The organism is Emticicia sp. BO119 (assembly GCF_013912375.1).
GTDB lineage: Bacteria > Bacteroidota > Bacteroidia > Cytophagales > Spirosomataceae > Emticicia.
This window is the reverse complement of record NZ_JACETV010000005.1, coordinates 267,770-286,533: the sequence shown is the minus strand read 5'-3', so window position 1 is coordinate 286,533 and position 18,764 is coordinate 267,770. Positions and strand designations below refer to the sequence as shown.

The 18,764-nt window shown below is 38.3% G+C and carries 11 protein-coding genes; 10 read left to right on the top strand and 1 reads right to left on the bottom strand.

Annotated elements, in window-relative coordinates; all coding sequences use genetic code 11:
* Window positions 1–38 precede the first annotated feature (38 nt).
* The 4 genes from H1R81_RS17640 to iolG all read left to right on the top strand — a co-directional run bounded on the left by H1R81_RS17640 (window position 39) and on the right by iolG (window position 4,808).
* Window positions 39–995: an ABC transporter ATP-binding protein gene (locus H1R81_RS17640; RefSeq protein ID WP_181842072.1), complete on the top strand. Its 957-nt coding sequence runs from the start codon at window positions 39–41 to the stop codon at window positions 993–995.
* Between the two features lie 754 nt (window positions 996–1,749).
* A complete protein-coding gene (gene hisB, locus H1R81_RS17635) occupies window positions 1,750–2,865 on the top strand; it encodes a bifunctional histidinol-phosphatase/imidazoleglycerol-phosphate dehydratase HisB (RefSeq protein ID WP_181842071.1) in 1,116 nt (371 codons plus the stop codon).
* A gap of 47 nt (window positions 2,866–2,912) precedes the next feature.
* Window positions 2,913–3,734, top strand: coding sequence for a polysaccharide deacetylase family protein (locus tag H1R81_RS17630; protein ID WP_181842070.1), 822 nt, complete (start codon window positions 2,913–2,915; stop codon window positions 3,732–3,734).
* 42 nt (window positions 3,735–3,776) lie between these two features.
* Window positions 3,777–4,808, top strand: coding sequence for an inositol 2-dehydrogenase (gene iolG, locus H1R81_RS17625; protein WP_220275249.1), 1,032 nt, complete (start codon window positions 3,777–3,779; stop codon window positions 4,806–4,808).
* A gap of 29 nt (window positions 4,809–4,837) precedes the next feature.
* On the opposite strand, the gene ruvC is transcribed toward iolG, so the two are convergent.
* The gene (gene ruvC / locus H1R81_RS17620) at window positions 4,838–5,398 is read right to left on the bottom strand and encodes a crossover junction endodeoxyribonuclease RuvC (RefSeq protein WP_181842069.1); all 561 of its coding nucleotides are present in this window, start codon (window positions 5,396–5,398) and stop codon (window positions 4,838–4,840) included.
* Between the two features lie 2 nt (window positions 5,399–5,400).
* Here ruvC and H1R81_RS17615 point away from each other — a divergent pair, with 2 nt between their 5' ends.
* The 6 genes from H1R81_RS17615 (at window position 5,401) to H1R81_RS17590 (ending at window position 18,281) form a co-directional block, all read left to right on the top strand.
* Complete coding sequence (locus H1R81_RS17615) at window positions 5,401–6,402, top strand: lysylphosphatidylglycerol synthase domain-containing protein (protein WP_181842068.1); 1,002 nt, start codon at window positions 5,401–5,403, stop codon at window positions 6,400–6,402.
* Between the two features lie 72 nt (window positions 6,403–6,474).
* Entirely contained in the window at window positions 6,475–7,581 is a 1,107-nt protein-coding gene (locus H1R81_RS17610; protein WP_181842067.1) for a glycosyltransferase, read from the top strand.
* Between the two features lie 22 nt (window positions 7,582–7,603).
* Window positions 7,604–8,833 carry a dipeptidase gene (locus H1R81_RS17605; RefSeq protein ID WP_181842066.1) on the top strand — a complete coding sequence of 410 codons (1,230 nt, stop codon included), beginning with the start codon at window positions 7,604–7,606 and terminating at the stop codon, window positions 8,831–8,833.
* Window positions 8,834–9,624: 791 nt separating this feature from the next.
* Window positions 9,625–12,885: a TonB-dependent receptor gene (locus tag H1R81_RS17600; protein WP_181842065.1), complete on the top strand. Its 3,261-nt coding sequence runs from the start codon at window positions 9,625–9,627 to the stop codon at window positions 12,883–12,885.
* Window positions 12,886–12,909: 24 nt separating this feature from the next.
* Window positions 12,910–14,631, top strand: a complete 1,722-nt coding sequence (locus tag H1R81_RS17595; protein WP_181842064.1) for a RagB/SusD family nutrient uptake outer membrane protein — start codon at window positions 12,910–12,912, stop codon at window positions 14,629–14,631.
* Between the two features lie 77 nt (window positions 14,632–14,708).
* Complete coding sequence (locus H1R81_RS17590) at window positions 14,709–18,281, top strand: VCBS repeat-containing protein (protein ID WP_181842063.1); 3,573 nt, start codon at window positions 14,709–14,711, stop codon at window positions 18,279–18,281.
* Window positions 18,282–18,764 lie beyond the last annotated feature (483 nt).

The window sequence follows — 18,764 nt, the reverse complement described above, 5'->3', positions numbered from 1 at the left end:
ATTTCTATAAAAAAGCCCTAATTTTGCAAGAAAAACAAATGTCATTGCTCAGAATTCAAAATCTGCTCAAATCTTTCGGAGATAAAAAAGCGGTTAATCATATTTCATTTACCTTAGAGAAAGGAGAGATTCTGGCGATTCTGGGCGAAAGCGGTTCAGGAAAAACTACATTATTACACTTAATAGGGGCCTTTCAGGAACCAGATGAAGGAACCCTCCTTCTGGAGAATAAACGTATTACTCCCCCTTCTGAAAAACTTATTGCCGGCCACCCCGATATTAAATTAGTCAGACAGGATTACGGACTTTTTCCGAATATCTCTATCCGTGAAAACATCGCTTATGAGCTTCGGTATTATGAAGAAACCTATCGGAATAAAAGGGTCGATAAATTATTAAAACTAAGCGGGTTAGATAAGGTACATACTCACTTGCCACGTGAAGTATCAGGGGGCGAGCAACAAAGGGCTGTAATAGTAAAAGCCATCGCCGAGCAGCCCAGACTCTTGTTATTGGACGAACCTTTCAGCCATCTGGATGCCGTTAATAAACGCAAACTGAAAGCAGAAATACTAAAACTGATTAAAGCCGAAGAAGTAAGCTGTATTTTTGTAACTCACGATGTAAGCGATGCCTATGGTATGGCAGATCATCTGGCTATTATGCGCAAAGGCAAAATGCTGCAAATGGATGCCCCGCAAAAGGTGTATCAGAATCCGTTAAATCAATATGTAGCCGAAATTACAGGAGAGGTTAATATAGTAAGTAAAGAATGGTTAACAACTATTGGATTCTTGGATACCTCTATTGTATTTATCAGGCCAGAACAGATCTTTGTTTCCCCATCGTCAGAGATAAAGGCTGAAATTCAATCCCTTAAATTTCTGGGTAGTTATTATGAAGTGCTGATCAGAATTGGAGCTCAGGAGCTGAAAATGTTCAGTTTTGAAGCATTGAAATTGGGAGAGGAGATTGGTATTGATATTCGTTATTGATGGTTTTTCATTGAGTTCAGTGCTTTATCAGATTTTGACAAAGCACTGTACAAAGCACTACAAAAGCACTCCTCAAAGCATTGATAGTATAGTCAAACAAAGACTACAATAAACTATTAAGCAAAAAAGTATAACCTGTCGAAACTATAGTTAACACAGAGGGTTCAGGAAAATTCTTTGAAGCTGTTCTGACAAGACCAGACCACCAAAACTATCCGCTCGCAAAATCAATATATTCAAACTCATGTAAGGGCAAGACAACAAAATTATAAATTACTTCCCCAATAGTTTGATTCTGCCAAAAAACTCCGCATACGCTTTGAAAACTCAATCCTGTGTCAGAAATTTAGGGGAAGCTCAGTCAGTGACGCCAGGTATTGGATAATTATTCACTGAGCAATTAGTAAAATGGACAAACCATAAAAGGTTACCAAAGTGGCAGGAACTTTTCTGAAAGAGAATAAGGTGTCAGGAAATCCCTCTAAAAGACCGGTTATCTATACTTATTGCAGGTAGATTCAGTATGTAAATTCTTAAAAACAACATGGAAAAAGGTTACCGGTATGGTCTGAAAAGGTTACCAATATGGTGGGAACCTTTTTGAATGAGGACGGTAGCAACAATTGAGATTCGTGGAGTACACGATAGCATTATTACAAAAGTTGAACAAGTTCTATTGGTAAATTTTGAAATGTCAATACTTTTCAGAATTTACTCCCTAAATTTGTTGTAAAAAAACACTATTCAAAAAGCAATGCAGAAAATTCTTTTTATCGACCGCGACGGTACTATTATTGATGAGCCAAAGACAGATTTTCAGATAGATTCTCTCGAAAAATTATTCTTCCTTCCTAAAACCCTTTCGAGCCTTCGTAAAATAGCCGAAGAAACTGATTATAAACTGGTAATGGTTACCAATCAGGATGGTTTAGGCACTGATTCTTTTCCGGAAGATACTTTCTGGCCTGCGCATAACAAAATGATGCAGGGGCTTGAAAACGAGAATATACACTTTGCCGCCGTTCATATCGACCGTAGTTTTCCGCATGAGAATCTGCCCACCCGCAAGCCGGGCACAGGTTTGCTGACTGAATACCTGAATGGAGAGTATGATTTAGCCAATTCATATGTCATTGGCGACAGAACAACTGATATACAGTTGGCAGTAAATTTGGGAGCAAAGGCCATTTTTATCGGCGAAAACCCTATCCTGAATATTGAACATGAGCAAGTGACTAAATTAGTAACTACCGACTGGGATAGTATTTATGAGTTTCTGAAACTGCCACCACGAACAGCTACCATAGAACGTAATACGAAAGAAACACAAATCAATATAGAACTGAATCTTGACGGCAAGGGAAAATCGGATATACATACAGGGCTTGGTTTCTATGACCACATGCTCGACCAGCTTGCCAAACACTCCGGCGCAGATCTGACTATCCACGTCAAAGGAGATTTACATATCGACGAACATCATACCATTGAAGATACAGCGTTGGCCTTAGGAGAAGCTTACTTGAAAGCTTTAGGCGATAAAAAAGGAATTTCACGCTATGGTTTCTTATTACCTATGGACGATGCTTTGGCACAGGTAGCCATTGATTTTTCAGGTCGCCCCTGGATTGTATGGGATGCTGAATTTAAACGTGAGAAAGTAGGGGAGATGCCAACAGAAATGTTCTACCACTTCTTCAAATCATTCTCTGATACTTCTAAATGTAACCTGAACATTAAGTGTGAGGGCCAGAACGAACACCATAAAATTGAAGCCATTTTTAAAGCTTTCGCCAAATCTATCAAAATGGCTGTAAAACGCGACTTGAAAGAACTGGACAGTTTGCCAAGTACCAAAGGAGTACTATAGCACAGTTTAGTTAAATTGTTAAGCATAAAAGATATAACAAACATCAAATGAAAGTAAGCTTTTCTGCATACCTGAAAATCCTTCCGTTTTTGTTGACAGTAATAACCTGTCATGCGCAAAACCAATCATTCAAATGGCCCGAAGGCGCTCGTATGGCAATCAGCCTTACCTTTGATGACGGACGGGGTAGCCAGCCTTCAAAAGGTGCCCCACTATTAGACCAATATGAGGTAAGGGGTACATTTTATGTGATGCCCTCAGCAGTGAATGGGCAATTGGAAGGTTGGAAAAAGGTAGTTGCCAAAGGGCATGAAATAGGAAACCATTCTATGAATCACTCCTGTAGCGGTAATTTTGTCTGGTCCAGAAAGAACGCACTTGAAAATTATTCCATAGCTCAAATGCGTACAGAGTTATTAGAAGCTAATAAACAGATTGAAGCACTATTAGGTGTAAAACCTGAATCTTATGCTTATCCATGTGGACAAACGTTTGTCGGACGAGGCAAAAATACCCGGAGTTTTGTGCCGGTTATTGCAGAACTCTTTGCCTCAGGCAGAGGATGGCTCGACGAAGCCCCTGTTGATCCAGCCTATTGTGATATGGCCCAACTCACAGGCGTAGAAATGGATGGAAAAGACTTTGAGCAGATTCTCCCGATTATTGAAGCAGCTAAAACAAACGGTCAATGGTTAGTGCTGGCTGGGCATGAGACCGATGTGTCGGGGGCTCAGACAACCCGATTAACCATGCTCAGCAAACTTTGTGCCTATGCTAAAGACCCTGCAAATGGTATTTGGATTGCTCCTGTTGGCGAAATAGCGCATTATGTGAAATCAGAACGGAAAAGATTGGGCTTAACAGAATAGGTTAACACCTTAAAAACAACATGGTATAAATATTTCTCAATAATGGATAAGCCGAACCGACTGACTAATAAAATAAATGTAGGAGTAATCGGATTAGGTCGCATGGGTAAGATACATCTGAAAAACCTTATGCAAGCCATTACTCATGCTAATGTAGTAGCAGTCGCAGACCCTGTATATCCTGAAGAACAATTTAGAAAAGAATATGGAGATTTACTTTTTGTAAAAGATGTCATAGAGCTTATCACCTCGCCTGATGTAGATGCCATTATTATTGCTACTCCCACCAGTACGCACGCAGCATTAGTAGAACAATGCATCGATAATGACAAGTCAGTATTCTGTGAAAAACCATTGGATCTTTCACTGGAAATTACAAAGACCTTGCTTCAAAAGGCAGAAAATTTGGGTGTACCACTGATGATAGGCTTTAACCGCCGCTTTGACCGGGATTTTATGGAGGCAAGAAAAGCTGTGAGCGAGGGTAAAATCGGCAACCCGCAAATAGTAAAAATAACGAATCGTGACCCCTCTCTGCCTTCCATTGAATTTGTGAAAACATCCGGCGGGATGTTCATGGATTTTACCATTCATGATTTTGATATGGCAAGATATATGATGGATAAAGAGGTAGTAGAAGTATATGCCAAGGGGCTGGTGTTCTTTGATGAAGAAATGGCCAAAGTAGGAGATGTTGATACGGCACTCACAACCTTAACTTTTGCTGACGGAACCTATGCCGTATTGGACAATAGCCGGAAAGCCGTATTTGGTTATGACCAGCGTCTGGAAATATTTGGTGATAAGGGAATGATACAGGTTGAAAATAATCTTGCTAACCGGAATGTATTATATAATGAAAATGGTATTCACCAGGCCCTTCCGCTCAATTCATTTACGCAACGATACATAGATTCTTACTGTAAAGAAATGGAGGCATTCATTGGCGCATTGTTGAATAAAACACCTGTGCCAATAAAGAATGAGGATATTATTATGGCAACCCTATTGGCATACGCAGCAAAAAAATCAATGGATGAGCAAAGACCTGTGAAGATTGCGGAAATGAAATAAGGCTTAGACAATATAATTAGTTACTAAAATTACTTTAGCCTATCAGGGTTCTCACTCACAAAAGCACTCCAGCCTTTTTTCTTTGAGGCGTTCCCTGTCAAAGCTTTGGTTTTGCCGTGCATATAATGGCATACAGCTACACCAACGGCATCGGTTGCGTCATTAAACTGAGCGTCTAATTTCATTTTTAGCAGGTGTTCAAGCATATAAGCTACCTGCTCTTTGCTCGCATTTCCATTACCCGTTACCGATTGTTTTACTGTTTTTGGAAGGTATTCTACAATAGGCACATCACGGTTAAGAGCGGCAGCAATCGCTACGCCTTGGGCACGGCCTAATTTTAACATTGATTGCACATTTACCCCATAGAATGGTGCTTCAATTGCCATTTCATCAGGTAGATACTCTTCAATGAGTTGTGTCATTCTTTCGTAAATCTTCTTTAGTTTCAACTCATGTGTACTATATTTGTCGAGTCTTAATACACCATATTGAATCAGGGTAAGGGCATTTCCATCAACAGAAATAATGCCATAGCCCATGATTCTCGTACCGGGGTCGACACCCAAAATGATTTTCTCTTTATTCATACATGCAAATTAACTCAAAAATCTCAGACTTTACGGCAAAGCAAGGATTCAGGCTATTAAAAAATATCCTTTTTGCTGGTGTTTTGTATGCGGTATATATTCTGCTGAAAGAAAAAGGAGAAGGCATTGAAGAGGTGTTTACATATTTTCGAAAGATGCCCATGAGCCTGAGTATGTGGATAATACTACTGTTGATTCCTGTGAATTGGGCTTTTGAAGCATGGAAGTGGCAAAGGCTCGCCGCAAAAATAGAAAAAATTAGTTTTCGGGAAGCTTATCAGGGAGTATTAGCCGGGTTAGCTTTAGCTAATTTTACTCCGATGATGATCGGAGATTATGCCGGAAAAATACTGATGCTTAAAACCCGGAACCGTACGGCAAGTATTGGGGCAATTTTATTAGGAAATGGCATGCAGTTATATGTGTCCTTATTGTTTGGAGCTATCAGCTATGGTTATTTTCTTTGGGTGGCAAAACCTGAACCCTTCATTTTACATATAAGTATAGTTGAATTGCTCTTCGTACTTTTGCTGACTGGCCTCTGGATAGCTTTTAATTTACAGAAACTGAATTTATTTAATAGCAGCAATAAGTACTTTAATTCCATTAATCAATACCTGACTATATTAAAGGATTACAGCTTGTCTGAAATCAGATATATATTTCTGATAGCTGCAAGTAGGTATGCTGTTTTTAGTATTCAATTCTTATTAGTGTTGCAATTGTTTCAGATTGATTTGCCAATGGTTGTATTATTGGTGGGTGTAGGTATAGTATTTCTGACTAAAACACTGGGAGCAGCGTTTAACTTTTTAGGGGATTTGAGTATGCGGGCCATTACATCTGTTTATTACTTCGGATATTTTGGTGTCAGGCTCTCACTTATCACTACTGCTACTTTTACTATCTGGCTGATTAATGTATTGGTGCCTGTTATAATCGGCAGTATGTTTATCTTAACTTTGCGGCTTTCAACCAGAAACCTGAAGACTTCTACCAAATGATTAACCTTTACTAATTTTCAAATCCTATTGCTTACTATTATTCTTATATCAATAGTTTCTGTTTACTTCCTGATGAATATAGGGTTAACTTTTGTGTGGCTTACTAACCAGACTTACCGGAGGCAGACTGACAAGCAATCTTTACTAAATATATCAGTAATAATTCCAGTAAGGAATGAAGCTGAAAACATCATTAATCTATTAAAAGATTTAGCGAGACAAAGCTATCCGAAAGACCGGTTTGAGGTGATTGTAGCAGATGATGATTCGACAGATGAAACGTTGGCGCTCGTCAAAAATTTTCAAAAGGTTGTGTCCATAGAACTTGTGATTAATACGATTTTGCCCGATGAACGCAACGTTTCTCCAAAGAAAAGAGCTATTGAATCTTCCATTCAGTTAGCCCGGGGAGAATTGATTGTTACCACAGACGGAGATTGCAGAGTAGGAGAAGAATGGCTTGAAACTATCGCCAATTTTCAGACCGAGAAAGATGCTTATCTCATTAGCGCACCTGTTACTTTTATAAATGATGCTAAGAACTGGTTAAAAAGCCTCTGGCAGCAGATACAGACTGTTGAATTCAGTAGCCTGATTGGATCCGGAGCTTGTTCCGTAATAATGAAAAAACCTAATATGTGTAACGGAGCTAATCTGGCTTATCTGAAATCGGTATTTTATGAAGTAGGTGGGTTTTCAGGGAATGAAAACTTAGCCTCAGGCGATGATGAATTTCTGATGCACAAAATTGCGACCCGGTTTCCTGATAAAGTGCATTTTCTGAAAAGTCAGGCAGTAATTGTGGAAACTCAGGCGCACGATTCGCTGAAATCATTTTATTATCAGCGTAAAAGATGGGCGAGTAAGTGGAAGTATTATGATAGTTTTTTTACGACGGTCTTAGCCGTATTTATTTTCTTGGCCAACTTTTCGCTTATTGTTACGGCAGTCAGCTTTGGGTTTCGACAACTTGATTTAACACAGCTATTGATTATCTTTTTGCTTAAATTTTCGGCAGAGCTGCTATTTTTAATCTTCGTTCTTAGTTTTTTGGGCAAAAAAAACTTAATTTGGCTCATTCCTTTTGTACAACTTATGTATCCTCTGTATGTAACTTTTTTTGGATTGGTTACACAGGGAAAAAATGAATATATCTGGAAAGGGCGCAAGCTCCGATAAACACCAACCATCACTAAACTAAATGAAACAATTACTTCTGCTCCTCTTTTTACCTGCAATGGTTTTTGCACAAAGTAAAAAAGAACAACGCCTTCTTAAAAAAGCTGATAAGATTCATGCAAGTGCCTATACGGTAGATACTCACGCTGATGTGCCGATTAATATGATGGAAATGAAGGGTTTTGATATTGGTAAAAAGCACAATTATGCAGAAGATGGCACACAGATAGATTTTCCTCGAATGAAAGAAGGTGGCATGGATGCCATGTTTTTTGCGGTATATTTAGCTCAGGGGAAGCGCACACCGGAAGGAGAGGCTGAGGCCAAAGAAAAAGCACTGAAGATTTTTCAGACTATACATGATGCTGTAAAGAAATACGCTGATGTGGCCGAACTGGTTACTACGGCCAAAGCAGGGTTTACTGTGCATAAAAAAGGGAAAATAGGGGTATTTATAGGTATGGAAAATGGCTGGCCAGTGGGGCACGATTTGTCGAATCTGAAATTGTATTATGATTTAGGATTGCGTTATATTACGCTTTCACATTCTTTTAACAATGATCTGTGCGATTCGTCAGGTGATCCGGAAGGTGGCGAATTTGGTGGGGTAAGTAAATTAGGAGAACAGTGTATAGCGGAGATGAACAAATTAGGTATCATAGTTGATGTATCTCATATATCCGATTCATCATTTTATGATGTTATGCGTTTGAGCAAGGCTCCGGTGTTTGCCTCTCATTCTTCCTGCCGCGCTCTGAGCGATGTGAAAAGGAATATGACTGATGATATGATAAAGTTATTGGCATCGAAAGGTGGGGTCATTCAGATCAATTTTGTTTCTGACTTTTTAAAGAAACCATCGAAGGAAATAGAAGTATCTATCAGGACACTCAGAATGCAGGCTATGAAAGCCGATGCCACGCCAGAAGATAAACAGCGGATTAATGCGGAATTACGTCAATTAAAATATAAATTTCCGGGTGAAGTACCCAGTGTGAAAACAGTGGTTGACCATATAGACCACGTAGTGCAGATAGCAGGGATTGATCACGTAGGAATTGGAATGGATATGGACGGAGGAAGCGACGTAGTAGGTTGTGAAGACGTAAGTAAAATAAAGAATGTAACGATTGAGCTTTTACGTCGGGGTTATTCTGAGAAGGATATACGTAAAATATGGGGTGAAAATACGATGCGTGTCTTAGCTGCTGCTGAAAAAGTAGCCAGAGAATTGAGTACTGGTACTGATTAAACGGTATTATAAGGCAAAAACTGAGAAAATTCTCTCTCTACGGTACAATTTTAGCTTAAAGTATTATAATCTGATATTTTTCGATTAAAAAAAAAGTATAAATTGACTTTTATGATGTAAAATTTATATCTTTGTCAGATTATAACATTTTTAATAATGTTTATAATAAAATAAACTTCAGATTAGTTAATATATAAAAATACTAAGAAAAATTTGGAAGGATTATTCAAAGTGTTTAATATTGTATCCAATTGATACAATATTAGCTTAATCAAACTAACTATTATTTCCCTTACGTGATTTTAATGATAGAACCGCGACAATTAACCTAATTTATTAGCTTTTGCATAGCCTGGCTTACTTCATCGAACAATTAATTCACATTTTAAAATTCCCACAGCAGAGATATAAATTTGAATTTCGTTACCCTTTTCAGGGATAGTATATTTTAAAGAAAAAAATAGTAGGATACAGATGTACCATAACCTAATTTTAACAGAAACATCTTAATTCCGAACTTTCTATTTTCCACAGCTTCATAATTAGTAGTAGATTTTTCACAAAATAAGTTTTTTTTATTCTGGCGAAATTTTATTTGGCTCAAATAGAATATGAGTTTATCGTGGATATTTTAATTTATAAAAATAACGTGAAAAATTTGGAAAATTTGAAGTGTGTTTTTATAATTGTGCCAAATACACTTATTAAGATAAAGCAAGAATTTCTTGATATAGTATAAAAACTTTAATTACAATTTATTTTTTACTTTTTTTTTTAACTAAAACAAAACTATGAAACAAAACTACTTTGTGCCCATACGGGGTGCTCTGATTTGTGGACTACTTTGGATGATGTCTATTGTAGCGTTTGCACAAAAATCTGTCAGTGGTAAAGTAAGTGATTCAAAAGGAGAGGGCGTTCCGGGAGCCAGTGTTTCTGTGAAAGGAACTACTACAGGTACAATCTCAGACGCAGAAGGTAACTACAAAATTAATGTTCCGAATTCAGGTGGTACATTGGTAATCAGTTCAATTGGTTACAAAACTGTAGAGATTGCAGTAGGCAATCAAAGCACTGTGAATGTTACACTTGAAGATGATGCTGCAAGTCTTGAAGAGGTAGTTGTAACAGGTTATACGGTTGATAAAAGACGTGAGTCAACCGGTGCTATTTCAACTGTAAAAACAAAAGACCTTACAACGGTTCCTTCAGCAAGTGTTGAACAACAGTTACAAGGTAGAGTAGCTGGTTTAACAGTTGTAACAACAAGTCAGCCGGGTTCTGGTAGCCAGATTCGTGTGCGTGGTTTTGGTGCATTTGGTGGTAACCAGCCTTTAGTGATTGTGGATGGTTTGCCAGTAGGTGATGTAAACTATATTAACCCTGAAGATATTGAGTCCACTACTGTGTTGAAAGATGCTTCTGCAGCTTCTATCTATGGAGCAAGAGCTGCCAATGGTGTAATTATTTATACTACCAAAAAAGGTAAGAAAAATGCTAAAAAGCTGAATGTTACTTATGATGGCGTATTTGGTTTTACTGATCCGGGTAAAGGTCAGAAAATGATGAACCCACAAGATCAGGCAGACTGGACCTGGACTGCCCTTAGAAATTCAGGTGCACCATTGTCTCACCCTCAATATGGTACGGGAGCAACTCCTATCATTCCTGATTATCTTAAAGTAGGTAATAGAAGTGGAGTGGTTGGTACGATTGATTTAGAAGCCGAAAGAGCTAAATACAACATTACCGGGCCAACCATTGGTGATTATTATCAGGTAATCAAAGCTAATAAAGCAGGTACAGACTGGTATAAAGAATTGACTCAAACCGGTACAATCACAAGACATTCATTAGGTTTTGAAGGTGGTGGTGATGCCTCGCGTTTCTTTGTTGGTTTATCTATGCAGGATCAACAAGGTATTTTACCAAGTCAAAGAGCAAAACGTTATGCCATGCGTGTAAACAGCGAGTTTGACCTTTTCAAAAATGTGAGAATCGGCGAGAATATCCAGCTTACTTTCCTTCAGATCTTAGGTCGTCAGGGTGGTAATAATGGTCTACAGTCATCACAGGATGAAAATGATATTCTTGGTGCTTTCAGATCTCCGACTATCATACCTGTTCGTGATGAATTTGGTGGATGGGCCGGTACAACTGCGCTTGGTTTTGGTCAGGGTTCAAACCCGGTTGCTAATCAGCAAGCAGGAAAACTGAACAAAAACTATAATGCTTTAGCATCTGGTAACTTCTATATTGAGATTGATCCAATTAAAGACCTGACATTCCGTTCTTCTATTGGTGGAACTTTCAACAACTTCTATGGTTGGGGATATGGTCGTCCGATTTATGAAACTCTTGAAAACAAAGGTGTAGTATGGTCTTATAACGAAAGTGGCGGTTTCAGATTAGGCTGGACTTTCACGAATACGGCTACTTACAAAAAGAAATTTGGTGTTCATAACATAGAATTATTGGCCGGACAAGAAGCCCTAAATACCGGATTCGGTAAAGACCTTAGAGCTGACGGTCGTGCGCCATTCTCTGGTGACCCTAACTACATTACCATTACTACCCTGGATATCAAAAACCCTGCTACCAGTAACAAAGAAAATGGTATTACGTTTAACTCATACTTTGGTAGAGCTATCTACAGCTTTAAAGATAAATACATTCTTACCGGAGTTATCAGACGTGATGGTTCTTCTCGATTTGGTTCAAACAACAGATACGGGGTATTCCCTGCGGTTTCGGCTGCCTGGAGACTTTCTGACGAGTCGTTTATGAAAGGTCTTGCCTGGGTAACTGATCTGAAGATCAGAGGGGGATATGGTACTATGGGTAACTCAAACAACGTTTCGCCTGTAAATCAGTTTAATTTGTATGAGCAAAATGTTGGAACTTCGGGTTATGACATCAATGGTACAAACGCCGGAATCGTAGGTGGATTCAGACAATCAAGAATTGGTAACCCTAATGCTAAATGGGAAACCAGTGTAACCAAAAATATTGGTTTTGATGGTTCATTCCTGAAAGGTAAATTAGACATCATCTTTGACTTATGGCAAAAAGATACTAAAGACCTATTGTACACTTTACCAATTACACAAACAGTTGGTGCAGCTACTGCCCCTTCAGTTAACGTAGGTACTATGGTAAACAAAGGTATTGATATTCAGGTAATAACAAGAGGTAAATGGGGTAGCGAAGTAGGATACGAATTTGATGTTACTGGTAGCTTCCTTGATAATGAAATCACTAAGATTGGTGGTGGCCTTAAATACTTGTTAGATGTTAATCCTGGTTTCAGAGGTGTAAACCCTATCCGTAACCAATTGGGTTATTCATTGTCTTCTTTCTATGGATACAAAGTTACAGGTTTATTCCAGACTCAGGAAGAAGTAGATCAGGCTTTGAAAACAACAGCTACTCCTGGTGCCGCAATACCAACTCAAACAGGTGCAGGTCTTGGCCGTTTCCGCTATGCTGATTTGAATGGTGATGGTGCTATTACAGCAGACGACCGTACCTATTTAGGCAGCCCGGTTGCTAAATTTACAGGTGGTTTGAATTTCAGAATTACTTACAAGAATTTTGAGGTACTTTCTTATTTCTATACTTCACTTGGTAACAAAATCTTTAACATCTCTAAAAGATTTACAGATTTTTATCCATTATTTGCTGGGTCTGCTATCTCTGAGCGTGTGAAAGATTCTTGGTCTCCTGAAAACAGAGATACTAACATTCCACGTTTTGAACAAAATGATGGTTTCAGTACTGGTTCTCAATCAAGTAGCTTCTACGTTGAAGATGGTTCGTATCTAAGATTCCAGAACCTATCGTTTGCTTACAATTTCCCAACGGCTATTGCCAACAAAATGAAATTAAGCAGACTTCGTGTAAATGCTGCGGTTAATAACTTATTCACAATCACTAAATATGGTGGTCTGGACCCTCAGGTAGCTGGTGCTGCTGATACCAACTTTGGTGTAGATTTGGGTAACTTCCCAATGACTCGTCAGGTAACTTTTGGTTTAAATGTTGGATTCTAATCTAAGTTAAATTAAATTAAGACAATGAAAAAAATAAAAATATTGATTTCCAGCTGCGTTCTATTTGCGGGAATGTATGCTTGTAAGGATAGCTTTTTGGAAGTTCCCCCAACAGGCTCTCTTGCTAAAGAACAATTAACCAGTACGGCTGGTTTAGAAGGTTCTTTGATTGCAGCTTATGCTCAGTTAAGTGCATTGAGCCAAACGCACTCTGGTCCATCAAACTGGCTTATTGGTAGTATCAGAGGCGGAGATGCCAATAAAGGAACTGACCCTGGTGATGGTACCGAAATGATTCCGATTCAAAGGTATGAGTATGTTTCTACTGATGCGGTAGCCGGAAACGTTTATGCAAGTTATTTTGATGGAGTTGCCAGAGCAAATTCAGTTTTGGCCTTATTGAAAGAAGCTCAGCCAAGTGTTAAAGATGCTGATAAAGCCAGAATGACTGCTGAAGCACGTTTCATCAGAGGACACTTCTATTTTCAGTTGAAAAGAAACTTCAATATGGTTCCTTATGTAGATGAGAACATAGGTGTGGCCAACGGAATTGAGAAAGTGAAAAATGATGTGGATTTATGGCCAAAAATTGAGGCTGACTTTAAAGCGGCTTATGATGCCTTACCGGAAACTTTAACTTCTGTGGGTCGTGCTAACAAATGGGCAGCAGCCACATACTTAGCAAAGACTTATTTGTACCAAAAGAAATATGCAGAAGCAAAAGCACTATTTGACCTGATTATTGCTAATGGTAAAACAACTGGTGGTAAAAAATATGCACTATTGCCTAAATACTCTGACCTTTACAGAGTTGCTAATGACAATAACTCAGAATCAGTTTTTGCTGTTCAGGCAACTGTAAAATCGGGTAGTGGAAATAACGCCAATGGTGACCTTCAATTGAATTTTATCCAAGGTGTTGATCCAGGTACTTGTTGTGGATTCTTCCAGCCATCATTTGAGTTTGTAAACTCTTTCCGTACTGATGCGAATGGTTTACCATTGTTGGATAATTCTTATAATAGTCCTGCAAATGCTGTTAAAACTGATATGGGTATTAAATCTGATCAGCCTTTTACATTAGACGCTGGTCCGTTAGACCCTCGCTTAGACCATTCAATCGGTCGTAGAGGTATTCCTTATCTTGATTGGGGTCCTCACACAGGTTTCAGTATGATTCGTAACCAGCCAAATGGTGGCCCGTACTCTCCTAAAAAGTATGTATTTACTAAAGCAGAAAAAGCTGCCGGTCTGACAGAGACAGGTGGTTGGGGACACCAGACCTACAATGCTTATAACGTAACGATCATAAGATTTGCAGATGTTTTATTAATGGCCGCAGAGGCTGAAGTAGAGGTTGGTTCGTTAGCAAAAGCCCTTGAATATACAAATATGGTAAGAGGTAGAGCTACCAATGCTGCTGATTTTGTTATGCTTGATGGCAAGCCGGCTGCTAACTACAAGATCGGATTGTATCAATCTTTCCCTACGAAAGAATATGCAAGAGCAGCTGTTCGTTTTGAAAGAAGAATGGAGCTTGGTATGGAAGGATACCGGTTCTATGATTTGGTTCGTTGGGGCGAAGATGTTGAAGCAATTAACCGTTACCTGAAATATGACCAAGTGTTATTGCCAGGTGCTTTTGGTGGTGCTACTTATACAGCCAACAAAGCCTTGTTCCCTTTACCACAAGGCCAGATTGACCTTGTTGGAGCAGATATATTGAAACAAAATCCTGGATATTAATATCTCGGTTTGCGTAATATTTTACCAAAAGAGATGGCTAAATGCCATCTCTTTTTTATATCCCTAATTACCAAAGTATGAAAAAGTATTTTGTTTATTTTACTTTACTTATTACGGCTTCGGTTTTAGTAGCCTGTCAGGAAGACGAAAAAAAAGTTTTTACTTCACTACCTGTTGACCAGACAGGCATAAGGTTTTCTAATAGAATCAATGAAAACGATACACTGAATATCCTTACATTTGAATATGTTTATAATGGCGGTGGTGTCGCGATGGGTGACTTTAATAATGATAAGCTGGTTGATGTCTATTTCACGGGTAATACTACCCCAAACAAATTGTATCTTAACAAGGGCGATATGAAGTTTGAGGATGTTACGCAAGAGGCAGGAGTAGATGGAGCAGGACGTTGGGCATCGGGAGTGGCTGTAATAGATATCAATAATGATGGTCTATTAGATATGTATGTGTGCGCTACAGCAAAAAAAGTAGCAGGGCAGAGGGCTAATTTATTATATGTGAATCAGGGTATTGGAAAGAATGGTATTCCGTTGTTTAAGGAAATGGCAGCAGACTATGGTATTGCTGATACAACACATACTACCAATGCTGCTTTTTTTGATTATGATAATGATGGTGATTTGGATTTATATGTATTGATAAACGAAATGGATGATACACGTTTCCCGAATCAATATCACGAAAAGATAGCAGACGGCTCATCTAAGCGTAATGACCGTTTGTATAGAAACGATTTTGATAAGATAAAGAATCATCCGGTTTTTACTGACGTAACTAAGCAAGCGAAAATTTTTGATGAAGGCTATGGCTTGGGTATCAACATTACGGATATTAATCGGGATGGGTGGAAGGATATTTATATTACGAATGACTTCCTGACTAATGATTTGCTGTATATCAACAATCATGACGGAACATTTACCGATCAGGCTGAAAAATACTTCAGGCATACGTCTTATTCGGCAATGGGGAATGATGTTGCTGACATTAACAACGATGGAATGGTGGATCTGATAGCATTGGACATGATGCCCGCTACTAATAATCGTAAAAAAATGATGACTCCAGCCAACAGTTATATTACGTATCAGAATAACGATAAATACAATTATACTTATCAATATGCAAGAAATACACTGCAGGTGAATCAGGGTAAAAATCCCGCTACAGGCCAACCTATGTTTAGTGAAGTAGGATTACTGGCTGGTATAGCACAAACCGACTGGAGTTGGGCACCTTTAGTAACCGATTTTGATAATGATGGTCTACGAGATATTATTATTACTAATGGTTTTCCGAGAGATATTAACGATCAGGATTTTTTGGCGTATCGAAACGAGGTATATAGTCTTATGTCTAAACAAATGCTGGTAGCTTATGTACCTGTTATAAAGCTTAAAAATTACGCCTACCACAATAAGGGAAACTTTCAGTTTGATGATGTAACTGATAAATGGGGAATCACAGATCTTACTACATCAAATGGAGCGGCTTATGCCGATTTGGATAATGATGGAGACCTTGATTATATAGTTAATAATATTAATGATTCCGCCTCGGTTTATCGTAATAATTCGATTCAACTGAAACCACAGGAAAGTAATTATCTGCGTATTCAGCTGCAAGGGACAGGCAATAATATGATGGGTATCGGAGCGTGGCTTGAAATTCAATATGGCAACGGGCAAAAGCAGGTATATGAACATACGCCATTCAGAGGTTATTTATCATCTGTAGAACCGGTTGCGCATTTCGGTCTGGGCAAAATACAAAAAGTTGACCAGGTGAAAATAGTATGGCAAAGCGGGAAGTCGCAAATATTGAAAGACTTAAAGGCTAATCAGGTAATTACTTTTAAGGAAACCGATGCCACTATGCAGCCATCTACATTAAATGCTGCTAAGCCAACAGTAGCAGCATTGTTTACTGATATTACTACTCAACTCAATGTGCCTTATAAGCATGAGGAAACAGACTTTATCGACTTTAATGTACAGAAATTACTGCCGCATAAACTTTCACAATTTGGCCCTGCTATTGCCGTAGGCGATGTAAATGGCGATGGTCTTGAAGATATGTTTGTAGGAGGGGCGAATCAACATAAGGGTAAGTTTTTAGTGCAGAACAAAGAAGGCAAATTCAATGTGCAGGATTTATTGCAGGGAGAAGACGGACCCGCTAAAACTACTGAAGACATGGGTGTATTGTTATTTGATGCTGAAAATGACGGAGACTTAGATTTATACATTGTCAGTGGTAGTTATGAATTTAATCCGGGCTCGGCATCTTTGCAGGATAGATTTTATCTGAATGATGGCAAAGGGCATTTTCAGTTAAGCCAACAAGCAATTCCTCAATTCCTAAAAAGTGGGTCGTGCATTAAAGCTGCTGATTTCGACCATGACGGAGATTTAGATTTGTTTGTGGGTGGTAGGGTAGAACCAAATAAATATCCTTTGCCGGTTTCAAGCTATATTCTTAGAAATGATTCTTCGAAAGAGCAGGTAAAATTTACCGATATTACAGCACAAGTAGCTCCGAAATTACAGAATATCGGCCTGATTTGTGATGCGCTCTGGAGCGATTATGACAATGACGGCTGGCAGGATCTGATCATGGTGGGTGAATGGATGCCAGTTACAATTCTGAAAAACAATAAAGGTAAGTTAGAACCTGTTATTCAGACAGGGGCATTGAGCGGAAAATCTGGCTGGTGGACCAGTATTGTCGCAGGTGATTTTGATAATGATGGCGACACCGACTATATAGCGGGGAATCATGGGCTAAATACACTGATGCAGTCAAATGATGGGCAACCGGTGAGTTTATATGCAAAAGATTTTAATAACGATGGTTTCTTTGATGCTATTCCAACAGTTTATTTTCCTGATAAGGAAGGTAACAGGAAAGAGTTTCCATTTAATACCCGTGATGATTTAGCCAAACAGTTTATTCAGACACGCCAGCGTTTTCAGAATTATGCCAAGTTTTCGGAGGCAACTATTAATGAAATACTAAAGCCGGAAGAAATGAATGATGCGTTGGTATTAAAGGCTAACTGGATGAAAAGCAGTTATCTTGAAAACAAGGGCAATGGCATATTTGATATAAGAGAGTTGCCTGTGCAGGCACAGTTTGCACCGGTTTTTGGCATGATAACGGAGGATTTTGACCAGGATGGCAACCTTGATGTATTGATTGCAGGGAACGATTATGGAACAGAAGTGTCTATAGGCCGCCATGATGCCATGAATGGGTTATTATTAAAAGGAGATGGCAAAGGTAATTTTACCTCAGTTTTGCCCGAAAGTAGCGGGTATTGTGTTTGTGGAGATGCTAAAAGTTTAGTGAGGCTAATTAATGCAAAAGGAGAAATGTTATTGGTGGCTTCACAGAACAGAAGCGAGTTGAAATTCTTCTCTTATAATAATCAGGTGAAGCAGGTTGCTTTAGCACCTGATGAAACCACAGTTTTGTTTAAACTTAGAGGAGGAAAGAATCGTAAAGAAGAAATCGGTTTTGGTACTTCATTTTTTTCACAATCTTCGCGCGTTATTATAGTGCCTGTAAATGTAGAAAGTATTGAAATTATAAGTAGTATTGGTAAGAAACGACAAGTAAAACCATAATAAATAAACTATTTTGTTTTACATAAAAAAGAAGTGTTTGCAAGACACTTCTTTTTTATGTACGTATAGTGGTGTTTCAGGGCTTTACAAATATATTTTTTTAAGAAAAATTAAAAACATAAGCCTTAATACTAAAAAAAGTTAAATGGAGATTAAAATTTAGAAAATAAATAGAAAAATTTGGAAAAATTAAAGAATAGCTATAATTTGTGTCGACTAAAGTTAAAAAGTCGAAATTTTGTTGCATTAGCTTTAAAAATGTACTAAAACCTATGAAATATGTCTGGTTTTGCTATTTTTAGCATCATAAAAAAGAGATATACTTCAACAATTAATTAACCTATTTCTAACTAATACTAAAAAAGCCTATGAGAGAAATTTCCTTTGATAATTCTACTGCATCATAATAAATCTCCACATCTTACCTCAGAATACCCTATTTATTCTGAATATTATATAACCTAATTTTGAACTGATACTATA

Coding starts and splice junctions, on each gene's coding strand:
- H1R81_RS17640 (WP_181842072.1), top strand. CDS start 39: ATGTCATTGCTCAGAATTCAAAATCTGCTCAAATCTTTCGGAGATAAA.
- hisB (WP_181842071.1), top strand. CDS start 1,750: ATGCAGAAAATTCTTTTTATCGACCGCGACGGTACTATTATTGATGAG.
- H1R81_RS17630 (WP_181842070.1), top strand. CDS start 2,913: ATGAAAGTAAGCTTTTCTGCATACCTGAAAATCCTTCCGTTTTTGTTG.
- iolG (WP_220275249.1), top strand. CDS start 3,777: ATGGATAAGCCGAACCGACTGACTAATAAAATAAATGTAGGAGTAATC.
- ruvC (WP_181842069.1), bottom strand. CDS start 5,398: ATGAATAAAGAGAAAATCATTTTGGGTGTCGACCCCGGTACGAGAATC.
- H1R81_RS17615 (WP_181842068.1), top strand. CDS start 5,401: ATGCAAATTAACTCAAAAATCTCAGACTTTACGGCAAAGCAAGGATTC.
- H1R81_RS17610 (WP_181842067.1), top strand. CDS start 6,475: ATGAATATAGGGTTAACTTTTGTGTGGCTTACTAACCAGACTTACCGG.
- H1R81_RS17605 (WP_181842066.1), top strand. CDS start 7,604: ATGAAACAATTACTTCTGCTCCTCTTTTTACCTGCAATGGTTTTTGCA.
- H1R81_RS17600 (WP_181842065.1), top strand. CDS start 9,625: ATGAAACAAAACTACTTTGTGCCCATACGGGGTGCTCTGATTTGTGGA.
- H1R81_RS17595 (WP_181842064.1), top strand. CDS start 12,910: ATGAAAAAAATAAAAATATTGATTTCCAGCTGCGTTCTATTTGCGGGA.
- H1R81_RS17590 (WP_181842063.1), top strand. CDS start 14,709: ATGAAAAAGTATTTTGTTTATTTTACTTTACTTATTACGGCTTCGGTT.